At 32.8% G+C, this 16895-nt stretch carries 20 protein-coding genes; 3 read left to right on the top strand and 17 right to left on the bottom strand.

The genetic code is table 11. The features are described from left to right. Positions 1–8: 8 nt before the first annotated feature. Positions 9–773, top strand: a complete 765-nt coding sequence (locus tag ACJMLH_RS02690; protein WP_405274477.1) for a hypothetical protein — start codon at positions 9–11, stop codon at positions 771–773. A gap of 21 nt (positions 774–794) precedes the next feature. Further along, the gene (locus tag ACJMLH_RS02685) at positions 795–1418 is read left to right on the top strand and encodes a molybdenum cofactor guanylyltransferase (RefSeq protein ID WP_405274475.1); all 624 of its coding nucleotides are present in this window, start codon (positions 795–797) and stop codon (positions 1416–1418) included. Here the strand turns inward: ACJMLH_RS02685 and rrp42 are convergent. The 8 genes from rrp42 to ACJMLH_RS02645 form a co-directional block, all read right to left on the bottom strand. Then, positions 1415–2200 (bottom strand): exosome complex protein Rrp42, encoded by a 786-nt coding sequence (gene rrp42, locus ACJMLH_RS02680; protein ID WP_405274473.1) that lies wholly within the window; start codon positions 2198–2200, stop codon positions 1415–1417. The two genes, ACJMLH_RS02685 and rrp42, sit on opposite strands and share 4 nt — an antisense overlap. A gap of 12 nt (positions 2201–2212) precedes the next feature. Next, positions 2213–2908 carry an exosome complex exonuclease Rrp41 gene (gene rrp41, locus ACJMLH_RS02675; protein WP_405274471.1) on the bottom strand — a complete coding sequence of 232 codons (696 nt, stop codon included), beginning with the start codon at positions 2906–2908 and terminating at the stop codon, positions 2213–2215. A gap of 36 nt (positions 2909–2944) precedes the next feature. Then, positions 2945–3862, bottom strand: a complete 918-nt coding sequence (gene rrp4, locus ACJMLH_RS02670) for an exosome complex RNA-binding protein Rrp4 (RefSeq protein ID WP_405274469.1) — start codon at positions 3860–3862, stop codon at positions 2945–2947. A 26-nt stretch (positions 3863–3888) separates the two neighbouring features. Beyond that, positions 3889–4590 (bottom strand): ribosome assembly factor SBDS, encoded by a 702-nt coding sequence (locus ACJMLH_RS02665; protein ID WP_405274467.1) that lies wholly within the window; start codon positions 4588–4590, stop codon positions 3889–3891. A 27-nt stretch (positions 4591–4617) separates the two neighbouring features. Further along, positions 4618–5415: an archaeal proteasome endopeptidase complex subunit alpha gene (gene psmA, locus ACJMLH_RS02660; protein ID WP_405274465.1), complete on the bottom strand. Its 798-nt coding sequence runs from the start codon at positions 5413–5415 to the stop codon at positions 4618–4620. A gap of 240 nt (positions 5416–5655) precedes the next feature. Further along, entirely contained in the window at positions 5656–6012 is a 357-nt protein-coding gene (locus ACJMLH_RS02655) for an Rpp14/Pop5 family protein (RefSeq protein ID WP_405274509.1), read from the bottom strand. Next, positions 6002–6709 carry a ribonuclease P protein component 3 gene (gene rnp3, locus ACJMLH_RS02650; protein ID WP_405274463.1) on the bottom strand — a complete coding sequence of 236 codons (708 nt, stop codon included), beginning with the start codon at positions 6707–6709 and terminating at the stop codon, positions 6002–6004. The genes ACJMLH_RS02655 and rnp3 overlap by 11 nt, the downstream gene beginning before the upstream one ends. Positions 6710–6778: 69 nt before the next feature. Next, positions 6779–7399 carry a zinc ribbon domain-containing protein gene (locus tag ACJMLH_RS02645; protein ID WP_405274461.1) on the bottom strand — a complete coding sequence of 207 codons (621 nt, stop codon included), beginning with the start codon at positions 7397–7399 and terminating at the stop codon, positions 6779–6781. A gap of 174 nt (positions 7400–7573) precedes the next feature. Between ACJMLH_RS02645 and ACJMLH_RS02640 the strand changes: the two genes are divergently transcribed. Continuing rightward, on the top strand, positions 7574–7870 hold the full coding sequence (locus ACJMLH_RS02640) for a transcriptional regulator (RefSeq protein ID WP_405274459.1): 297 nt from the start codon (positions 7574–7576) through the stop codon (positions 7868–7870). Here ACJMLH_RS02640 and ACJMLH_RS02635 read toward each other — a convergent pair. From ACJMLH_RS02635 to ACJMLH_RS02595, 9 genes are all read right to left on the bottom strand, one after another. Continuing rightward, a complete protein-coding gene (locus tag ACJMLH_RS02635) occupies positions 7867–8844 on the bottom strand; it encodes a zinc ribbon domain-containing protein (RefSeq protein WP_405274457.1) in 978 nt (325 codons plus the stop codon). The two genes, ACJMLH_RS02640 and ACJMLH_RS02635, sit on opposite strands and share 4 nt — an antisense overlap. Before the next feature lie 7 nt (positions 8845–8851). After that, on the bottom strand, positions 8852–9739 hold the full coding sequence (locus ACJMLH_RS02630) for a double zinc ribbon domain-containing protein (RefSeq protein ID WP_405274455.1): 888 nt from the start codon (positions 9737–9739) through the stop codon (positions 8852–8854). Positions 9740–9749: 10 nt separating this feature from the next. Continuing rightward, positions 9750–12011 (bottom strand): OB-fold nucleic acid binding domain-containing protein, encoded by a 2262-nt coding sequence (locus ACJMLH_RS02625; protein ID WP_405274453.1) that lies wholly within the window; start codon positions 12009–12011, stop codon positions 9750–9752. Between the two features lie 14 nt (positions 12012–12025). Further along, a complete protein-coding gene (locus ACJMLH_RS02620) occupies positions 12026–12451 on the bottom strand; it encodes a hypothetical protein (protein WP_405274451.1) in 426 nt (141 codons plus the stop codon). 175 nt (positions 12452–12626) lie between these two features. Next, a complete protein-coding gene (locus ACJMLH_RS02615) occupies positions 12627–12992 on the bottom strand; it encodes a desulfoferrodoxin family protein (RefSeq protein WP_405274449.1) in 366 nt (121 codons plus the stop codon). A gap of 56 nt (positions 12993–13048) precedes the next feature. Further along, complete coding sequence (gene nifU, locus ACJMLH_RS02610; protein ID WP_296882605.1) at positions 13049–13423, bottom strand: Fe-S cluster assembly scaffold protein NifU; 375 nt, start codon at positions 13421–13423, stop codon at positions 13049–13051. Between the two features lie 2 nt (positions 13424–13425). Continuing rightward, positions 13426–14634, bottom strand: coding sequence for a cysteine desulfurase NifS (gene nifS, locus ACJMLH_RS02605; protein WP_405274447.1), 1209 nt, complete (start codon positions 14632–14634; stop codon positions 13426–13428). Between the two features lie 79 nt (positions 14635–14713). Further along, positions 14714–16009 (bottom strand): O-acetylhomoserine aminocarboxypropyltransferase/cysteine synthase family protein, encoded by a 1296-nt coding sequence (locus ACJMLH_RS02600; RefSeq protein WP_405274445.1) that lies wholly within the window; start codon positions 16007–16009, stop codon positions 14714–14716. 244 nt (positions 16010–16253) lie between these two features. Then, the coding region (locus tag ACJMLH_RS02595; RefSeq protein ID WP_405274443.1) for a DALR domain-containing protein at positions 16254–16895 on the bottom strand (642 nt) is incomplete at its 5' end.

The raw sequence follows: 16895 nt of genomic DNA, 5'->3' as shown, positions 1-16895 counted from the left end.
GATTAAAAATGGATGAGCATAAACGTTGGAAAATTAAATTTTCCATATTAATGGTTATTTTAATAATTATCATCTATGGATCAAATTATCTCGTATTGGGAGATGGAGAGCATATCATATCATATGTTTGGACACATTTAGGTTTTATTCCAGTTGATATTCTTGTTGTAGCATTCATACTTGATGAAATTATTGAAAGAAAAGAAAAAGAAGCTATGCTTGAAAAATTAGACATGCTTATGAGCACATTCTTTTCAGAAATTGGAAACGAATTAATCAGCCAATTAAGCACAGTCAACAAATATAAAGCAAGTACCGAAAATTTGAAATCTATCAAAAACTGGGACGATAAGGATTATGAAAACAAATTAAAAGAACTTAAAAATACCACTGTAGATTTTTCTGCAATGGATATGGCTCCTGAGGATAGGGAAGAATTTTTGGAAAACTTAAGAGAATTACTGGTAAACAAAAGAGAATTTATTATTAATTTAATAAACAATCCAAATTTACTTGAAAAAGAAGAATTTACAGGCTTAATCAATGCTATTCTTCACTTAGATGAAGAATTAGAACACAGAAAAGATTTCGCTCTTGTTAATGACACTGACTTCGGACATTTGAATGGAGACATGCAAAGAGTATATTCAAAACTAGTTCATGAATGGGTCTATTACTTAAGATACCTTAACAAACATTACCCTTACATGATTGCATTAATCATACGTACCAATCCATTTGACGAAGATGCAGACGTCTATGTAAAAGAATAGATTTTTCGGAGATTTAATATTATGAGTTGCAATAACGATGAAAATATTAAATCCTGTATTATTTTATGTGGAGGTAAGAGTAGTAGAATGGGTCGTGATAAAGGTTCTATGATTATTCAAGATAAACCTATGATTAAACATATCCTTTCTACTTTAAACCATCAAATAAATGAAGCTATAATTGTTTTAAATGAACAATCTAGGATTGACAAATATCGCGAATTTATCAATCCCCAAGATTACACCTACCCCATCACATTTGTTGAAGATAAGATTAAAAATAAGGGTCCGCTTCCTGGAATCATGACCGGACTTTCATACATTAACAGCGACTATGCATTAGTACTGCCGTGCGACAGTCCATATGTATCAGAAAAATATGTCAATACTATTTTTTGTGAAATCGACAATAACGCTCAGGCCATAGTTCCCTACCACGATACCGAAAACAAGCTGAAAACATCAGAACCCCTTCATTCAATTTACAATAGGAACATAATTCCGATAATTGAAGAATTAGTTAATGAAGATGTCCTGCACATAAAGGGCCTAATAGCAAAATTAGATACAAAATTTGTTTTAATAGATAATAAAAAAATAGAAAAAAAAGAATTTAGAAATCTTAATCGTCCTTCAGACATTTAAAGATATTCTATTAACTCTTTTACTTTTGTTACTGCAGTATTTACACAGTAAAGAATTTCATCTTTATTTAATGGTTCTTTTCCACCTTTCTGCATGGAACAGATGTGACCATCTTTTGTAACACCAACATTTAAACGAGCATTAGCTACTCTTTCTTCTTCCAATGTTGGGTCAATAACCATTTTGTCACCAATTTTAACAAAGGTACATAAAGCTAATTCATTGTTAATTGGTAAATCAAATGTTTCTTCTTCACTAAGGACTACTTCGTCATCTTCAATAGTTGCAACAGGCAATTTAGTGGATTTAAGCGCAGCCATAACTGCTAATTCACAAGCATCAAAGAGGTTTCCGCAGTTATCAATGATATGTAAATCAATAAATAACATCCATACATGTTTACCTTCTTCAACACAAAGTTTATCCAATTCCACCAATTCACTTTCACGAATACCTCTATCAACTACACGTGCAAGTTCTATTGAATCATCACTAGGTGGTCCTGGTTCAAAAGTAGGATCAGCCATTGGTAACATTTCACAATTAGTCATTAAAACTCCTAAATCAGGAGTATCTGGAAATGGGCTTCCAAGTTGTGGTTTAATACCTACAATAACTTGAGTTCCACCAAGTTTTACACGAGCAGAACCTTCAGCTTTAGATATAACATTAGTTTCAATAGAAATATCCCTATATTCAGTTAATTCCCTGCCATCTTCCCTTTTATTATTTTTGACAAGGTTAGTTATGCTTTGTCTTGTAATTTCTGGTACTATATCCATATTATCCACCCACTATTCTGTAGAATACCTTTTCATTAAAGCTTCTTTTTGAAGTTCATTTACTTGACGACAACCTTCCATAGCTAAATCAATTGCTTTTGCAAATTCTTCTTCAGTTAAATTACCATCACTTTGCAATAAAGTAATTTCACCAGTTCTTGGCATCATAGCTATTGGAACATCTGCTTGACCTTCTTTATCTTCATGTTCTGATAAATCAAGTACAATTTCATCGTTTACTTTACCTGCAGCACAACCTACTACAATATCTTTCATAGGAACGCCTGCATCAACTAAAGCAACAGATGCTGCAGTGATTCCTGCACAACGAGTTCCTCCTTCAGCTTCAATTACTTCTATATAAATATCAATCATTGAACGAGGATAATTTTCTAACATCAAAGCTGGTCTTAATGCATCAGCGGTGATTTTAGAAATTTCAGATGATCTTCTGTCAGGACCCGGTCTTTTCCTGTCATCCACTGAAAATGGTGCCATGTTGTATCTGCATCTAATAACACCACTATTTGGTTCAAGTAATCTTCTGATATATGATTCCCTAGGACCATATACAGCTACTAAAATTTTATTTCCTCCAACTTCCAAGTAAGCAGAACCATCTGCACGTTCAAGAACTCCTGCTTCAATTTTGATAGGTCGTAATTCATCAAATTTCCTACCATCTTCTCTTATCATTTCAGACATCATATCTACCTCATTTATAATACGAAGAATTAATAATCATTATTTATTATTCAAAATAAAAGAATTATTTGAGTTATCACCATATGACAAGGTGTTGTCTTTGTTTTTATTTTTCCTCTTTAATTCTTCAATGACTTCAGCAATATTAGGCTTTTCTTCCTTTTCTTCTTCCTCTTGTTCTTCAGCTTCTTTTTCTTCTTGTTCTAATTCTTCTTTAAAATTTTGAAGCTTAGGTTTTTCTAAAACAAATTCCTCTTCCTCTTCAGGATTTTCTTCAGGTGGCAATTCACCGTCAATAGCTAAGTATAATTTGTTTTTGATTTTATTTGTTAAACCAGAAGTATGAGCTTCAGCCTCAATTAAATGAATAATGTTCTTGGTAAGCTGTTCCATGTCTTCGTCACCTTTTACCCAGACAAGACCATTCTGACCAACAACGATTTTACAATTGGTTTTATCTTTAATCATGTTGATCATAGAACCTTTTTTACCGATTAATCTAGGAACTTTAGTTGGAGCAATATCAACAATTATTCCACCTTTGAATTTACCCATTCCTCTTCCTTTTAAACCGAGTTTTGCCTTTTTGATTTCATCAACATCGACAACTCTTAAAAATAGAACATCCCCAACATCATATACTTTGTTGAGCTCTTTTTTCTCACGACCAAACACTTCAAAAGCAGGTAAAATTCCGGAATAAGGTGAATTAATATCAACATCCCACATTGAGAATCTGACATCATTGATTTTACCTATTACTACATCTCCTTTTTTAGGAACATATTTGCTTTTAAGAGGAATAACCCTTATCTTTTTATTCCTTAAAGAAACAAGTCCTATTAAAGAAGAGCAAACTTTACCATTTTCTTTAAAGGTACCTCTTCCTGAATAGTATTCATCGTCAGCTAAAATCTGACCAGGAATAACTAAATCTTTATTTTCCACGTATATCATAATAATCCCATAAGCATAATTAATTATTATTTAATAACTCTAGTTTCTGCTTCTCCACCTGAAATTTCAGCCATTTTTGCTGCGAAAGAATTTTGAAGACCTCCAGGCATTTCAATAATACCAATCCAAGAACCGTCCTGTTGCCATTCTTCATTAACTATTTCACCAAAACCATGGATAGTAGTGTAAGCCCTACCTGCAGCAGATCCAGGAAGTCTGACTGCAACTTTAACTTTTTCGAACCTAATTGGAATAAGTGGTTTGATGGCTTTTAGTGCTGATTGCACTTGTTGGTCAACAGAGGTGAACGGATCAAATCTAACCTTTGCCTCATCACATGCATTTTCAATTCTTTGAACAGGGTGAGGAAGCCCATTTTGAGGATTTACTGCTTCTTTTGCAATTTTATTGATAACAAGTTTTCTTTTATCTTCTTGCATTTTTCTTTTTTGGTCAGCAGTTAATTGAACAGTCCCCTTCTCAAGTATAATTTTAGAAACTTCAATAGGATCTGTAGTTTCAAAAATTTTATTCATAGCTTCATCAGAAGCTTTATCTCCTTTTTTGGAATCTTTAAAAATTTCTTCAACAGCTAAAAGATCTTCAATGGCAACATCAGGGCCATCAGGATTTCTAAAATCAGCTGCCAAATCAGGGTCAACCAATATTTCAAAATGTTCACCACAATATTCGTATTTAGCAATAATAGCATCATCAACATTGACCATTGAAACATCCCCTAACTAATTTAAAAATTATTCATCATCTTCTTGAGAATCATCTTCACTAACTTCTTCTTCAGATTCTTCTTCAACTTCTTCCTCTTCTTCTTCAACGAGCACTTCATCAATATATTTTTGTACTTCGTCTTGGGAGAGTTTTACGTATTTTTCATCTTCAGTTTTGATAACTGCGATTTCAACATTTTGAGAAGTAGTTTCATGATCTGTGGCGTCATTAATAGCAGTTAATGCTAAACCAATAGCGCCTTCTAAAGTTAAATCATCACTATACTGTTCTTCAAATATTTCCATAGCAGCAGCCCTACCTGAACCGATAGCAGTTGCCTTATATTCAATTAATGCACCACTTGGATCAGTTTCAAATAGTTTGCATTTACCATCATATACGCCCCCAATGATTAAAGCGGAACCAAACGGTCTTACTCCACCATTCTGAGTGTATAACTGTAACATGTCACATAATTTTTTAGATAAGCTAGTTACGCGGATAGGTTCACTATAGGTGATTTTATTAATTTGTGCTTCAACTCTAGCTCTTTCAACTAAAGCTCTTGCATCTGCTACAAGACCTGAAGTGGCTGCTCCAATATGCTCATCTATTTTAAATATTTTTTCAATAGATGATGCTTCAACTAAACTAGAAGTAGTTCTTTTGTCAACAGCTAAAATAATTCCTTCAGAACTTTTTATACCTATAGAGGTTGTTCCTCTTTTAACAGCTTCTCTTGCATATTCTACTTGGAAAAGTCTTCCATCTGGGCTAAATACAGTAATTGCCCTATCATATCCAGCATTTTGTAAAGGTTGCATAATAATACCTCACATATACAATATTTTTTATATAAATATTAAAAATTTTAATTCAACTACGTAAAAAAATATAATTTCAAAATCAAAACCAAATCTTCCATGAAAAGGTAAATTTCAATTTTAATCACTACACTGTAGTTTATTAAAATATTTTTATTATTCTTTTTTCCATAAATCCAATTGATATTTATATATTTAAATTATTTATAAATGTTTCTATTTTAAACTAACAAAAAGTAATTAAATATATCTTTTCGCTGCCTTAATGGTACCTGAGAGACCGACAGTAGTGATGGAAATTCTATTATTATTATACTTATTAGCTAAAGCCAAAGATGATCTTACTTCATCAACATAACCTCTTTGACATCTGATAATGGCTTTGTAAGCATAATATTCTTCAGTTTTATCCATTTCATAGAATCTCATAACCCATAAATTAAAATTAGCAGAATTCAGCTCTCCTTGGAAGCGAACACAAGCATCCCAAACAATAGAAACCAACTCATCCTTAACAATTGGAGAGATGATTTTAATTTCAACAACCAGATATCTATTGTTTTTTCTAAGTGTAGGCGGTAAAACCTTAAGCTTCATCATCAACCCTCCTAACACCATTTAAAATCAGATTATCCCTGTTTTTATTAAATTCCAAAATATTTTTTGCAGTTAAAAATGATTTTTCAACTTCAGAATCAGTTAAACCTGTCTGTTTGAAAAATGAGATGAAATCATGTGTTGTTCTAATGTCAAAAACAGATTCCGCACGACTGGATAAAATTAATGGAAAATCAAATTTTCTATATAATGTGTAAATATCCTTAAAATTAGAAATGACTTTAGACCTGTGGGACAAATAAGTTCTCAGGACATCCTTAAAACATAATTCGACAGCAACATTGTTTTTTACTGCCTCTTTGGCCAAAACATGGTTAAGCCCGCCATCATATCTTTTCAGATATGGCCTTGACAAAACATCGATTTGAATAGTTTCAACAACCGCCCTATTAACCTTCAAATCTCCGCCAATAACAGAAATACATAAAGATTTCTTTCTAAATTTGCGGGCAATCTTTTTAATTTCATTAACGTTGTTTGATTTAATTTCCAAAGTATAATCAAAACCGATAACATCGTCTAAACTTTCAGACAATTCATTTTTAATATCCAAAGCATCTTTAAAATCATTTTGATTATATGAAAAATTAATATGCTCCCATCCATATTTAGAAGCTTCAATAGCTAAATTTAAATTGTTTTCTAAGCTACTTCCCTTAATATTTAAATCAAACATAGTTGTAACTTTATTGTTTAATTATATTAATAATTTTTTAAAAATAAAATAAGTGATTAAAAAAATCACTTATTGATATCTATAGAATTCAACTTGCCAACTTACTGTTTCATAATAGTTTATGGTAAATGTTTGAGATGAAGAGGAAGTATATGAAAATGAATCAGATCTTGTCTCAACATCACTATGTGAACCCCAATCGACTCCACCAGAGTGACCGTTAGAACCTGTTACATATAAATGATTTGTAGCATAGTTTTTAATCGGATACGCTGAAAGTTCTACTCTGATTTGGCCCGCCGGAACGCTGATGGTCTGTGAACCTGAACCCGAACCGGAATAGCTACCTATCAATTCCCAAGATTTTGATTCACTGCTTGAAGAGGATTGGGAAGATGAAACAGATTGTGTCTGTGCACTTTCCCCAGATGAAGAGTCATCACTTGATGAACTAGACTGACTAGAAGCATTTTTCGCAGAATTATCATTACTTTGAACATCTCCGCTGTTCATTGTTCCAGCAAAATATCCAATACAACCAACAAGAACCACAATGACAATAGCTAGAGCAATAATTATATATTTAGTATTGTTAGCAGGTTTTACTTCATTGTTATTTAAGACAGCACCGCATTTTGTACAAAACTTGGCTGAATCCTTATTTTCAAATCCGCAATTATCACATTTCATTTGTATCAACTTATCAGTTACTGATATTATTATCTTTATACACAACTTATTATAAATTTAATTATTTTAACCTTAAAAATTTAAATTAGAAGTAAAGCAGTGTGTAAACTAATTATATTAATCTTATAATTTGGTATAAAATATTTTATAGTATAAATGATATAATATTCTATTATGTCAAAAGAAAACGATGAGATTTTGAAATTAACTTCATATGTTCAAATTTCCAAATATAGGGAAAAAACATTGAAATCAATTGGTGATGAAGTTAAGATTCCAACTCATATTGCAAAAGACAGTGGAATTAGAACTAACCACATTTCAAAAGTTCTAAGTGAATTAAAAAGTAAGGATATTGTTGAATGTATAAATGAGGAAGCTCGTAAAGGAAGATTATACAGATTAACTGACACTGGAAAAGACGTGTTAGACAATATTACCACAAAAGAGAAAAAAGAAAAGAACGATTAGGTTGACTCTATACCTTTTTTTATCTCTTCTAATTGTTCTTTAATATCATCTTCCGATGCTTCTTTAAATATATCATATAAAATTTGCAATAACATTCTATTTTTAAAAGTTAATGGCCATGATTCTTCAGTTTCAGTTAAAATTGATTTATATGTTGGTTCATTTGAATCTTTATGATACTGCACCTTTATCTCCTGTCTTAAATCAGCATCAATATATTTTTCAAGATAGACAATGATTTCATTTGCAAAGGTATTTCCAAAAGTAACCATACTGTCCAAGGCCTCTTTTTCAATCCCCATGTGTTCAACCAACATATTAAATGAACCGTAATTTTGATAACCATAAGGAATAAACCTTCCTTCAACAGTATGAGCGCAATATTCATTCATGATTCTAAATTCAGGAAGTGTCAAAAAGTACCAAACAAAACTTTGCAGTGTTGTTGATGTATTTACACTAAGAATATAGCATAATAAGTTTTCAATTATATTGAATAAAAGATAATGTGCCAACTCATGAATAATGGTAGCTATCTGAACCGAATCATCCAAGCGATCATCATAATGAATGTTGTTTCCAAAAAATATGAAACCTCTCTCATAACCTCGGGCCTTGGTCTTGCAGTCAGTGAAAATGCTTGCAAAATTTAAAATTTTAAGTTTTATTGTATCTCCACGGATTTCATAAAAATCGGCTCTAGCGAATATGTTTGATAATATTGAAATATATTCCTCATCACTGATTTCTGCATCTGCCAATAGATTTTGATTGAAATCATTGAATAAAGTATCAAAATCCTCTATTGTGATTGGATTAATCTGTTTTCCACACCTTTCACAATAATTGGCATAATCCAAATTCACTTCACCACAAAAAGGACAAAAATGTTCAGTGATTAACCTATTGCCGCAATGAGTGCAATAATTATTTTCCTTAAGATTTAATGTTCCACAAACATAACAAGTTTTCAAAATATCACTACCTGAACATTTTTTTAATAGATTTTACAGTGGAATTAATTGAATTTTTACGAATCATAGTCATTTTAATATTTTTTCCACAATTATGACAGTATTCACTATTCCAATCTAAGATTTCACCACATGAACAAATGATTCTAGTCTTTAATTTTTTTTGAGGATTTAAAGGCCTATCGCAATTTTGACAAAATTTAGAACCCTCAGGATTTTTTTCACCGCAAACACACAGAATAACCGAACTTTCACTAGAAATATTTTTTCCGCACTCTATGCAAAAATCTGAGTTGAATTCATTGATTGTAGAACATGTACATAAAATATAAATATCATTTGTTCTTCCATAATTCAGCAATGGAAGGCCACAATTTCTGCAAAATTTAGAAAACTTATCGTTTTCTTCACCGCAAAAACAGAATATGGACTCATCAAATTCCAAATTAAAATTGCTATAATTGTCATAGGTATAATGAGTATCTTCTTTCAATTGTTTGCCGCACATTTCACAAAATGTATTTTCTCTAGAATTTACAGCACCACAATCACATAAGACATTATCAATAGAAAAAACGGGCTTGGAATCTTTTTTAAAAATCTTTTCGAATTTACTTGGAGTCCTTTTTGCACCGCACATGTAACAATACTCATTATCAACATGGTTTAAATAACCGCAAGAGCAGATTTCATATTTAAAATCATCTCGGGCACTTAAAATATAAGGAGAAAAATCAATGTCAAAATCAAAAAATCCTATGTTATGTATAGGAATTTCCAAAACAGTATTTCCGGGATATGACTTATAACCTGTTTTAGAACCACATATTTTACAGTAGGGCTCGTTAGGAAGTATCCTATGACCACATTTTTTGCAATAATTTCCTGTAATCATTTTCTTAGGATTATTTTTTTGTTAAGGATTGAATTTCCTCTACCACTTTATATAATACTTCATCTCCAAGTCCTTCAATATATTTAATGGAGCCTGCGCATTCATGGCCTCCACCATCAATACCTGCTGAAGGAACCCTTTCAATCATGACAGATACAATATCATTCACATTAAAACCAAATTCTTCATTAACAGCATCCGTTGCCCTAAATACGCCGAAATCAGGGCCATGACCTAAAGTTACAATTGGTTTGTCCTCACCCAATTCTTTTATCACATGATCATGGACAAATCCGCATGTTTTTCCAGGTGCAGGGAATGTGAATTTATGTGCATATTTTTCAACATCAATCATGTTAAAGTAAATGCCGTTGGAAAGCTGTGTTCTTTTAATATTTGGAAGTGCTGCCTTGAGTTGAGTATCAATTCTTTTTTGATATTCCTTATAAAGCGCATCAATCATTTTTTCATGTTTATCCAAATTATCTACAGCTAAAATGGTATCCATTATTCCTCTACCATTCATAAATCTTAAGAAATAAGCTTCAAAATCAACACACTCAGCTATTTTTGATAAATGTTCTTTAGTAAAACCTTTCTGATTTGCTAACTCCAAGTATTGATAAACCTCTCCACTTTCAGCACGGTCTCCCAATGCTGCAACTGCAGGAAGATGTTTAATTAATTCTTTTACATTTGGATTTATAAGGTGTGCCACTTCTGTTGCAAGTGCTCCGGCAGTTAGCTGTGAATCTCCACCAACAAGGTATGGATTTACATGGCAGTCAACATATTCATCCACTGCAACGGTTGCTCCATATATTTCACCGTCACGTTCATCTTTTGTCAATAATTCGCCCGGAGAGTGGTGGTCGATAACAACAATTTCAATATCATAAATTTTGGCTTGCATTAATGCCACAATATCCTCTTCAGTTGATCCGTTATCCAAAAGAACAATCAACGGTAATTTTTGACCATGTCTTTCCTGGTCTTCCAGAGCAAAAGATAAATCTTTAACTACATCTTCAAGTTCATAAAATGGAGCTTTACTCGGAGAACGTTTGAAATAATAATATTGGGCATCATTGCTTGGATTTTCCTTTTCAATTAATGGAACAATTGCCTTTTCCATAGCTACACCTGAACATATACCATCTGCATCATTGTGGTGTCTAAGCAATATTGTTCTTCCATCCAGAATTGCCCTTCTAATTTTTTGGGCAGCCTCTCTCATCTTCGGTTTAAGTCTGTTTAAAACATCACTTTTGACCAAGAAATCAACATGTTGAGGTTCAGCTTTCTTGTTTAATGCATCATCAATTAATTTATGTAACTTGCGAGTGTTTTCTTCACCAAGTTTTGTCATTGAAGATGACTCGATTTGTGTTTTCCCACCGTGTTCATTGACTTCACCAATGACCTGAACTGCATCGCCAAGTTCAATTTCAGGATATGACCTCTCGCCCGCCTTATCAAATGCTGCAATTTCAGTTGTTCCGCTTTCATCATTGATGATAAAAATTGTAGGGCCTGAAGTCTGCTGAATTTGTTGAACTTCACCATCTATTCTGACAATGCTGCCTTTCTTCTCTTCAAGTTTGCTAATCAATGTTCTTGGAAGGGATTTGGTTAATCTTTTAAGCCTGTATTTTTCAACGAAAGCCGGTGCAAAATCAATTTTTCCTTCTCTTGATTTTATTGCAACAATAAATACGATAATCTCTTCACCAACTTTGTATTTGGAAACATTTCCTCTCATAAGTCCCCAAACATTATTATTTAAAGAAATAAAAGCACCATATTTCTCAATTCTTGTAATTGTTCCTTTGTATAATCTGTCTTTGTCAATGTCCCTCATCTGACATAAAGAATCCAAAACATATACATCGCGAACAGCATTTTGACGAGCTTCAAATTCATCATGTTTCATTTTCTCAACCTTTCTTTTATCTTTACAATCATCACATAAATCCATTTCTCCAGGGAGTAATTTTCCACAATCCCTACATACATTAATCTGACCTGTTCCATGACAATAAGAACACTCTTCAAACACTTCAACCTGTCCTTTTCCATTACACACTTCACATGGAACATCCTGACCTGAATCTAAATCGAACTTATCCCTTGCTTTACTGTTGACACCTTTAAAATGACTTCCCATATCAAATAAATCATCTTCATAACCGGTTCCGCCGCAGGCATCACATTCCTTATAGTCCGCAACAACAGACCCTATACCTTTACATTTTGGACATTTAGTCTTCAAGTTAAAACCTCACATTAAATTCCAAAGCTTTGCTTAAATAAATTTTGATTATCTCTAACAATTATATCTCTTTGGTTTTGATATTCTACAGCCTGATTCATTGCATCATTAGCTTCAAAACCATAATTACTTCCAGTATAATTTGAATTTACTTCAAAACACTCAATTGCCTCTTTTAATAAATCAACGGCTTTTAATTTATACTCAACTTCATCAATAAGAGTATTAATATAATCCTTATGTACACTATTTACCTCAGAAGAAAAATTACCCCTGATTTCGAGCAATCTATTCTTACTTTTATTATAATTATCTCCAGCAGATTCTGCTTTTTCCATTGATTTATAAAAATTTTTATTGTTTACCAACTCAACAGCCTCATTATACTCATTATCACCATCAACAATACCCTTATTTATATCTGGCATTGCTTTGTTCATATTATCGGTTGAACTCTCTATAAACAGGACGGCCGCTGAAATAAAAAGTAAAACTACAATAAAAATTATTAATTTAATATAGCTAGACACGATATATTTTATATAAAAACAAGTAATTAAAAGTTTTCATGAAAAAAAATAAATAAAAAAAGAAGTTTAAAAATTAATTTTAAACTTATTCGCTGGACCAAAGTCCGTGTAAGTTACAGAATGCTAATGCTTTAACGTCGGAAGCATCATTAACAGTGAATGTAGCTTCTGCAACATCTCCAGGTTTGAAGGATTTTGCATATTGTTCATTTCCAGCTTCAACAACTAAAAATTGAATGTAATGATCATCATCCATTGGGTGAGCTGCTTCACCGACTTTAACAGTTACTTTGTCACCGTCGATTTCAACTACCGGTTTGTGTTTAGGAGCTTTTTCTCCTTCAGTTTGTACTGGGATACTGAGCATGTGAGTGTCACATGTATCGCCATCGTCTTCAACTAAAACTTGGATAATACTTCCACAGTCATCACATTTTAATATCTTTGCCATAATAAAACATCTCCTTAAATAGGTTAGATATAGTTTATTTATCAAAGTATATATTATTATTGATTGTTTTCTTTATAGTTTTCAATCGCAGCCTGAAGCCCATCTGCTGCAAGGTTTGAACAGTGCATTTTTATTGGTGGAAGACCGTCCAATTCTTCTGCAACATCATTTCTGGATATTTGCAATGCTTCATCAATGGTTTTTCCAACTGCAATTTCAGTAATCATACTGCTGGTTGCAATAGCTGCTCCACAACCGAATGTTTGGAAAGAGATATCCTCGATAACTTCATCATCATTTACTTTAATGTAAATTGTCATCAAATCTCCACATGTTGGGTTTCCCACGGTTCCAACTCCGTTTGCATCTTCCATCATTCTACAGTTTCTAGGGTTTGCAAAATGATCCATAACTTTTTCTGAATAATCCATAATTAACACTTCCTACAGTTATCTTCATGTTTTCTACACATTATATTATCATAATCAAGTTCCTGATTCCATAACGGTGACATCTCTCTTAATCTTTTAACGGATTCTGCAATTGTATTTACAAATTCATCCACATCAAAACTATCACTTTCAGGAGCAAGTGATATTCTTAGTGATCCGTGAACATCAACAGGGTCTAAACCTAATGCAGTCAAGACAGGTGATGCTTCAAGGGTATTAGATGAACATGCAGAACCGGTTGAAGCCTGATAACCTTTAGCGTCCAATAAAAGAATTAATGATTCGCCTTCAATAGCTTTAAATCTAAAGTTAACAAGGTTTGGCAATCTTGTTTCTTCATCACCATTCAGATATGCTTCAGGAATTGTGCTTAACACTTTATCAATTAGCTCATCACGAATTGATGATAATTTTTTATAATGTTCATCTAAGTTATTTGCAGCCAGTTCACAAGCTTTTCCAAACCCGACAATACCTGGAACATTTTCAGTTCCGCCCCTAATTCCTTTTTCCTGTCCGCCACCGTGAATAAGTGGTACAACACGAGTTCCTTTTCTGATGTATAATGCCCCAACACCTTTTGGACCATTAATTTTATGAGAAGATAAAGCAAGTAAATCTATATTTAATTTCTCAACATCCACCTCAATTTTTCCGAAACTTTGTACTGCATCGACATGGAATTTGATTCCTTTTTCGCGTGCAATTTTACCAATTTCTTCAATTGGCTGAATTGTACCGATTTCATTGTTAGCATGCATTACACTGATTAAAATGGTTTCGTCAGTGATTGCTTCTTTTAAATCTTCGATTTCAATTATACCATTTTCATTTACCGGTAAGTAAGTTACTTTAAAATCGAGAGATTCCAAAAATCCTAAAGTATTTTTAACAGCAGGATGTTCAATATTAGTTGTAATAATATGTTTTCCTTTCTTTTGTAATTTGAATGCAATACCTTTAATTGCAAGGTTATCAGATTCTGATCCTCCGCTTGTGAAATAAATTTCTTCAGGTTTTGCATTAATTGCATCAGCCACTCTTTGACGAGCTAAATCTAATGCCTTTTTGGATTCACGACCAATTCCATAAAGGGTTGAAGGGTTTCCAAACTCCTGCATGAAATAAGGTTCCATTTCTTTAAATACTTCTTCACTAACTTGTGTAGTCGCTGAGTTGTCTAAATACATTCTCTATCTCCCAATTGTCTTTTTTTATAAATAAAATTTCATTATATAAATATTTTAAGTGAGTAAAGGGTTACTTTACTCAGATACTATCTAAAGCTTGACTTAAATCGTCAATTAAATCGTTAACATCTTCCAAACCAATGGAAAGTCTGATGAAGTCCGGTGTTACACCAGTAGCTTCTTGTTCTTCTGGAGTTAACTGTTGATGTGTAGTACTTGCAGGGTGAATTGCTAAACTTTTTGCATCCCCAATATTTGCAAGGATTGAGAACAATTCCAGTTTTTCAATTACTTTTCTTCCTGCTTCTTCGCCGCCTTCGACACCAAAACCTAAAATACCAGCGAAATTGTCTTTCAAGTATTTTTTGTTAATTTCATAGGTTGGATGTGATTCAAGTCCAGGGTAGTTTACCCATTTAACCTTAGGATGAGATTCTAAAAATTTAGCTACTTTAAGAGCATTTTCAGAATGTCTTTTTACACGTACATCCAAACTTTCAAGTCCTTGCAGGAATATGAAACTGTGTACAGGAGCTTGTGTTGCTCCAAGATCTCTTAAAAGTCTTGCTCTTGCTCTTACTGTAAATGCAAGGTTTCCAAGTTCAGGCACGTCTCCGAATGCATCCCAGAACACAAGTCCGTGATAACTTGGATCAGGTTCTGTGAAGTTTGCAAACTTGCCGTTTCCCCAGTTGAATTTACCTGAATCTACAATATATCCTCCAACTGCTGTTCCGTGGCCTCCAACATATTTGGTAGCTGATGCTGCAATAACATCTGCACCATGTTCTAAAGGCCTGACCAGACCTACACCAATAGTGTTATCCACAATTAATGGAATGTCATGTGAGTGTGCAATTTCAGCTAATGCTTCGAAGTCCGGAACATCCAATTTTGGATTTCCAATTGATTCTACATAAATTGCCTTGGTTTTTTCATCAATTGCATCTTCAAATGCTTGTAAGTCTTGTGAGTCTACAAATTTAACTTCCCTTGCAAGATCTTTGAAAGTGTAGTTAAATAATTGGTAAGTTCCACCGTAAAGGTTGTCTGCAGATACGATGTTGTCTCCAGGCTCGGTTACATTTAAAATTGCGTATGAGATTGCTGCAAGACCACTTGATGTTGAAAGACCTGAGTTACCGCCTTCGATAGCAGCAATTCTTGCTTCAAATACATCACTGGTTGGGTTAGTTAATCTGGAGTAAATTTGTCCAAATTCTTGAAGGGCGAATCTTCTTGCAGCTTCATCTGAATCTTTAAATACGTATGAAGTAGTTTGATATATTGGAACCGCCTGTGCCCCAGTTGCGGGGTCTGGAGTTTGTCCTGCACGTACACCTAATGTTGCTAATCCATAATCTTTATTTGCCATTAATAATCACCTTTATAAAATAATTTCAGTAAAATATATCACGTGTTATATTCACTATATAACAATAGTTATTTTTAGTATATAAATATTTTGGTATGCCTAAAAAAAATAGTAAAAATTAATTATAACTTATGTTATACAAAAATAACATCTGTTATTTTTAGTATATAAACATTGTCATAATATATTGAAAAAATTGAAAAAATAAGTTATATTAATATTTAAAAAATAGGAGAAAAATCTCCTAATCATTAATTTCATAACCTAAAGCTTGTAGGTCACTTCTGATTTTATCGGATAAATCATATTGTTTGTTAGCTCTAAGCTCAGATCTTACATCAGAAATTAAATCAAGTAAATCATCAGAACCTGCATTGACTTCTTCAGTCTCAAAGCTAACTCCTAAAATATGAGCTACATCATCAAGGAATGCTTTAATGGCTATTTTATCCTCATCGGAAAATGAATCCAAATCATTTTTGGTATCATTTATTAATCCGAAGATTGCAGCAATAGCTTTTGGAGTGTTAAAGTCATCATCCATACTGTCGAAGAATTCCTTTTTATGAGGAGCTAACGCTTCACATTCAAAACTGTCTTCCCCAACTTCTACATCTAAAAGTTCATAGTATTTTCTAATTCTGTCCAAACTTTTTTCAGATTGGTGAAGTGAATCTTTAGAAAAGTCAATTGGACTTCTGTAATGAGTAGACAATACAAAGAATCTGAAAGTTTCTGCAGCATAATCCTTAAGCAGTTCACGAATGGTAATGAAGTTATTTAGTGATTTTGACATTTTTTCTCCATTAACATTTAAAAATCCTGTATGCAACCAGAACTTTACCATCGGAGCTTTGCCTGAAACCGCTTCCATTTGTGTGATTTC

This window comes from Methanobrevibacter sp., assembly GCF_045116495.1.
In the GTDB taxonomy this organism is placed as follows: domain Archaea; phylum Methanobacteriota; class Methanobacteria; order Methanobacteriales; family Methanobacteriaceae; genus Methanocatella.
Note: the sequence above shows the minus strand (reverse complement) of the source record. Positions and strands in the feature narration are given on the sequence as shown.

Coding starts and splice junctions, on each gene's coding strand:
- ACJMLH_RS02640 (WP_405274459.1), top strand. CDS start 7,574: ATGTCAAAAGAAAACGATGAGATTTTGAAATTAACTTCATATGTTCAA.
- nifU (WP_296882605.1), bottom strand. CDS start 13,423: ATGGATTATTCAGAAAAAGTTATGGATCATTTTGCAAACCCTAGAAAC.
- nifS (WP_405274447.1), bottom strand. CDS start 14,634: ATGTATTTAGACAACTCAGCGACTACACAAGTTAGTGAAGAAGTATTT.
- ACJMLH_RS02645 (WP_405274461.1), bottom strand. CDS start 7,399: ATGAAATGTGATAATTGCGGATTTGAAAATAAGGATTCAGCCAAGTTT.
- ACJMLH_RS02690 (WP_405274477.1), top strand. CDS start 9: ATGGATGAGCATAAACGTTGGAAAATTAAATTTTCCATATTAATGGTT.
- rrp4 (WP_405274469.1), bottom strand. CDS start 3,862: ATGATATACGTGGAAAATAAAGATTTAGTTATTCCTGGTCAGATTTTA.
- ACJMLH_RS02665 (WP_405274467.1), bottom strand. CDS start 4,590: ATGGTCAATGTTGATGATGCTATTATTGCTAAATACGAATATTGTGGT.
- rrp41 (WP_405274471.1), bottom strand. CDS start 2,908: ATGATGTCTGAAATGATAAGAGAAGATGGTAGGAAATTTGATGAATTA.
- ACJMLH_RS02685 (WP_405274475.1), top strand. CDS start 795: ATGAGTTGCAATAACGATGAAAATATTAAATCCTGTATTATTTTATGT.
- rrp42 (WP_405274473.1), bottom strand. CDS start 2,200: ATGGATATAGTACCAGAAATTACAAGACAAAGCATAACTAACCTTGTC.
- ACJMLH_RS02630 (WP_405274455.1), bottom strand. CDS start 9,739: ATGATTACAGGAAATTATTGCAAAAAATGTGGTCATAGGATACTTCCT.
- ACJMLH_RS02615 (WP_405274449.1), bottom strand. CDS start 12,992: ATGGCAAAGATATTAAAATGTGATGACTGTGGAAGTATTATCCAAGTT.
- rnp3 (WP_405274463.1), bottom strand. CDS start 6,709: ATGTTTGATTTAAATATTAAGGGAAGTAGCTTAGAAAACAATTTAAAT.
- ACJMLH_RS02620 (WP_405274451.1), bottom strand. CDS start 12,451: ATGAACAAAGCAATGCCAGATATAAATAAGGGTATTGTTGATGGTGAT.
- psmA (WP_405274465.1), bottom strand. CDS start 5,415: ATGCAACCTTTACAAAATGCTGGATATGATAGGGCAATTACTGTATTT.
- ACJMLH_RS02600 (WP_405274445.1), bottom strand. CDS start 16,009: ATGGCAAATAAAGATTATGGATTAGCAACATTAGGTGTACGTGCAGGA.
- ACJMLH_RS02655 (WP_405274509.1), bottom strand. CDS start 6,012: ATGAAGCTTAAGGTTTTACCGCCTACACTTAGAAAAAACAATAGATAT.